This window comes from Sulfurovum sp. (assembly GCF_041562805.1).
Lineage (GTDB): Bacteria > Campylobacterota > Campylobacteria > Campylobacterales > Sulfurovaceae > Sulfurovum.
In genome coordinates this window covers 1-3,955 of the sequence record NZ_JBFFOH010000197.1, presented here as the reverse complement: position 1 = coordinate 3,955, position 3,955 = coordinate 1, and the positions used below count along the sequence as shown (strand labels likewise).

Annotated in this window: 2 protein-coding genes and 1 pseudogene; all 3 read right to left on the bottom strand. The window is 37.4% G+C overall.

Annotated elements, in window-relative coordinates; genetic code table 11:
• Positions 1-687, bottom strand: a pseudogene (locus tag ABYK33_RS14390) (tyrosine-protein phosphatase); the annotation flags it as partial.
• Between the two features lie 42 nt (positions 688-729).
• On the bottom strand, positions 730-3,033 hold the full coding sequence (locus ABYK33_RS14385) for a GumC family protein (protein WP_373033987.1): 2,304 nt from the start codon (positions 3,031-3,033) through the stop codon (positions 730-732).
• A 112-nt stretch (positions 3,034-3,145) separates the two neighbouring features.
• Positions 3,146-3,760: a porin family protein gene (locus ABYK33_RS14380; RefSeq protein ID WP_373033985.1), complete on the bottom strand. Its 615-nt coding sequence runs from the start codon at positions 3,758-3,760 to the stop codon at positions 3,146-3,148.
• Positions 3,761-3,955: the final 195 nt, after the last annotated feature.

The following is a 3,955-nucleotide window of genomic DNA, read 5'->3' as shown; positions in this document are numbered from 1 at the left end:
GTCCTCACTGTAAAATACTTCATCCAAAAATTTTGTCTGTTTAAGATGATGTACATCAGATCCTAAGAAATCGATCATCCCATTTCCAGAAAGTATCTCTGCTTTTTTCTTAGCATCTTTACCATAGTGCCCACCCAAAGAGTTCAAGTCAAGCTGAAACAGTACGCCAAGTTCTTTAAATCTGCTGTACTCTTTTAGAGGATCTCTAACATAACGATAACGTTCAGGATGTGCCATAAGCGGTATATATCCTGTTGCTAAAATTTCAAAGATCATCTCTTCAAGCTATAGAGGCTTCGAGGCATAAGAGGTTTCAAAAAGAAGGTATTTGTTATTGATACTCATCACTTTACCACTATGCAGATGATCATAAAAACCTTCATCAAGATAGTACTCTGCCGCAGCTTCTATCTCCAGTTGAATCCCCTCATCTTTTGCTGCTTCTCTTAAAGAGTCCAGTCCCTCTTTGATTATCTTGGGTGTATTTCGGTAGACATCTACCATAATGTGAGGTGTGGTGATCACTTTCTTGTAGCCTAAAGTTTCCATCTCTTTCAAAAGAGAAAGACTCTCTTCCATAGTCTGTGCACCATCATCAATCCCTGGTATGAAGTGGGAATGAAGATCAACATTTAGAATAGGTCCTCTCTTTGGCTCTTTTTGTTTTTTAAAAAAAGGAAATATCACTTTTCACCCGATTCGACATTTAGTGTCTCACTGTACTGCATTTTAATCCTTGTCTTCCTCATAGTATCCATAGCCATAGCCATAACCATAGCCATAGCCATTTCTAGTCATTTTAACATCGTTAAGCAAGATGCCTAAACCACTGATCTCTTCTCTAGAGAGTTTTTCAACACTGCGTAAAAAACCTTTTTTAGAGTAATCTGCTCTAAGCACATAGATACTTGTATCTGCAAAATGCATCAAAGTTCTTGCATCTGTTACCAGACCGACAGGAGGAGTATCAAGGATGATCACATCATAAACTTCTCTTAGTTTTTCCAGTATTTTTTCCATCAGTTCACTTTGTATCAGTTCACTCGGATTTGGCGGCACCGGTCCAGAAGTGATAATATCCAAATGATCATACTCAGTATGCTGTATCACCTCACCTAAAGCCGTATGCCCAGCCAGCAAAGTACTCATACCTTTAGCATTACTAAGTCCAAATTTTTGATGAAGTGTCGGTTTTCTCATATCAAGATTGAGTACTACTGTTTTCTTTTCTGCCATACTCATGATCCCACCTAAGTTTATACATGTCGTTGTCTTACCTTCTCCACCAACAGTTGAAGTGATTGCGATAACATGAGCCTTCTTTTCTCTTGCCATGAATTGCAAATTGGTACGCAGATTTCTAAAAGATTCCGCTAAAGCAGATTTCGGAGATGAAAATACCTGGACCGTATTATCATCCTCTTTCATATTCGGAATAGTACCAAGTATAGGTACACCTGTCACCTTTGTGACATCCTCTTCCTCTTTTATACGATCATCCAGGAAGTCTCGCAAAAAGGCAAGTGCGATCCCCAGGATCAATCCCATGATCAAACCTACCAGTACGATCAACTTTTTCTTAGGTTTGATAGGACCTTTCGGGAGAAGCGCTTTATCGATGATCCTATTCTTCGAGACTGTAGATGCTTTGACGATCGCTGTCTCTGATCGTTTCTCCAACAGGTAGGAGTATATCTTCTCATTCACCACAAATTTACGTTGCAACTGTCCAAACATTCTCTCATCAGCAGGAAGTGTATTTAAAAGTTTCTGCTGCGATGCAATAGATTGTTCAAGCAGAACTTTACGCTCTTTTATACTTTTTCTAAGGTTTTTGATCGTGTCAACCATAACCTTTTTAAGCTGTTCGATCGTCTTGGTCAGTTTACTCACTTTAGTTGACATTTCAGTATAGTCTTCACGCAAGATCTTCTTTTGAATGATAGCATCTTGAAGCTCTTTAACTATACTTGAGAGTGCCGACCCTTCCCTGTCTATATTAGCTACTGCGATACTCTCAAGATCCTTACCAGACTGTACCTGTGTGTAAAGTGTATCCAACATCTCTTGCTGTATAGTTATCTCTGCCAATTTTGTTTCATGTGCACTCATCTGTCGGATGATATTTTCAGCTTTGGCACTTAAATTTATCGTATTGGAAGTTTTTTTAAATTCTTCCAGTTTAATGGCAGAACCCTTAAGGTTTTCAGTGATGAATTTCAACTGTTTATCGATAAAAGTAAGTGTACGTGTTGCCTCTTTTGTTTTTTTCTCTATGTTCTGCTGTATATATGCTTCAGCTAAAGCATTGGCAAACTCTTTGGCACGCAAAGGTACATTATCTTCATAAGAGATCTCAAGCATAGTAGAATACTTTGATTTTTGACTTACACTTACACCTCCCTGAACATAGCCTCCTATGTTTTCAGGATCAATGATCACAAATCTGTACTGTGCATCCTTGGGCTCTTTTGTCTTTACAATGTTAAGATGAAAATGTTCTGTGACTATCTCCTCACTATAAGGAAGGGTTTCATCATAAGACCAAACAGTACCATTTTCATCTTTTGCTTCTACTACTACCAGACGATAACTTTTTTCATCTACTGGGTAAAAGTCAAAGGATATATCATACCCTTTATTCATACCCACTTGAAATGGACTTTCTTTATAAAGTTCGAACTCTTTAAATCTTTTGGTCGTATAATAGCGATGAGTAAAGTTTACTTTTTTGAGGGCTTTCTCAGTCAAAAATCTTGACTTAATGATATCCATCTCTGTATCCGCATTCATACTGCCAGAATCCATTGCCATTGCAAGCACATCCTGACCTCCGGAACCACGTTGGTCCAAACCTACCTCTACAGTAGCCGAAGCCTGATACACATTGGGTTTGAAATAAGCATAATAACTACTGACAAGCGCAAATAAAATAACCAGAAGAAATATCATAGTTTTATATCGATATAGAGTACGGAAGATCTCTTTGATATCTATTTCTTCTTCATCTATTTGCATGTTATCTGTATTCATTTTCTTCCTTGGAGTTCTTAAAGTTCATATATGAGATTACTGGTGTTTTATATCAAAACGATATAAGAATTGTTCTCTTCGAGTCGTCTTTATATGACTCGAAAAGAGAAGATTAAAAGCTATATGTTACACCGACTGTAATTGCATCTGCATCTACTTCCACATCAGTAGGTCTTCCGAACCATGCATCCGCATCCATATCACTTGCGATACTAACATAATCAACAAAGATCGCAAAATCTTCTGCCACACCGTAACTTACACCTAAACCCCATTGGAATCCAGTATCATCTACATCCATATCAAAACCATCTACGCCATCAACTGACATACCACCAAATCCTAGTAGTGCATAGACATTGAAATCTTCATTTACTGGGTATTGAGGCTTAAGATAGATCCCCCATGTATCACTATTCAGCCAATCCTCTTCAGCTATATATGTCGAATAACGACCTTCTACAGCCACATACGGGTTAAACTCATATCCAGCCAGGAATGCAAGGTTTCCTGTTCTGTCTTGATCATCTTTATCATCAAAGAAGTCCAAAGAACCTTCACGTGTACTTAGAGCAGAAAGTCCAAGACCCACATAGAAGTTCTTCTCTTCTTCTATTACTTCAACTACAGGTACCACAGCAGGTTCTACATCTTTCATGTCTCCCCCTGCAAATCCTAAACTACTCATCGCCATTACCGTACATACTGAAAGTACTACTTTATTCATTCTTTTCCCTTGTTTTTTAATGTATATATTACACTATTTTATTCTTTGTCTTATTAAAAATCAAATTATAATATAATAATGTCATATTTATGTCATAAATTTGATTTAATAGTGAATTTTTAACTTTAAAATTCACTTCAATGATTTTTATGGTCTATGTACAAACTCCGGTACTATCTCCTTGAGCTTGCCAAG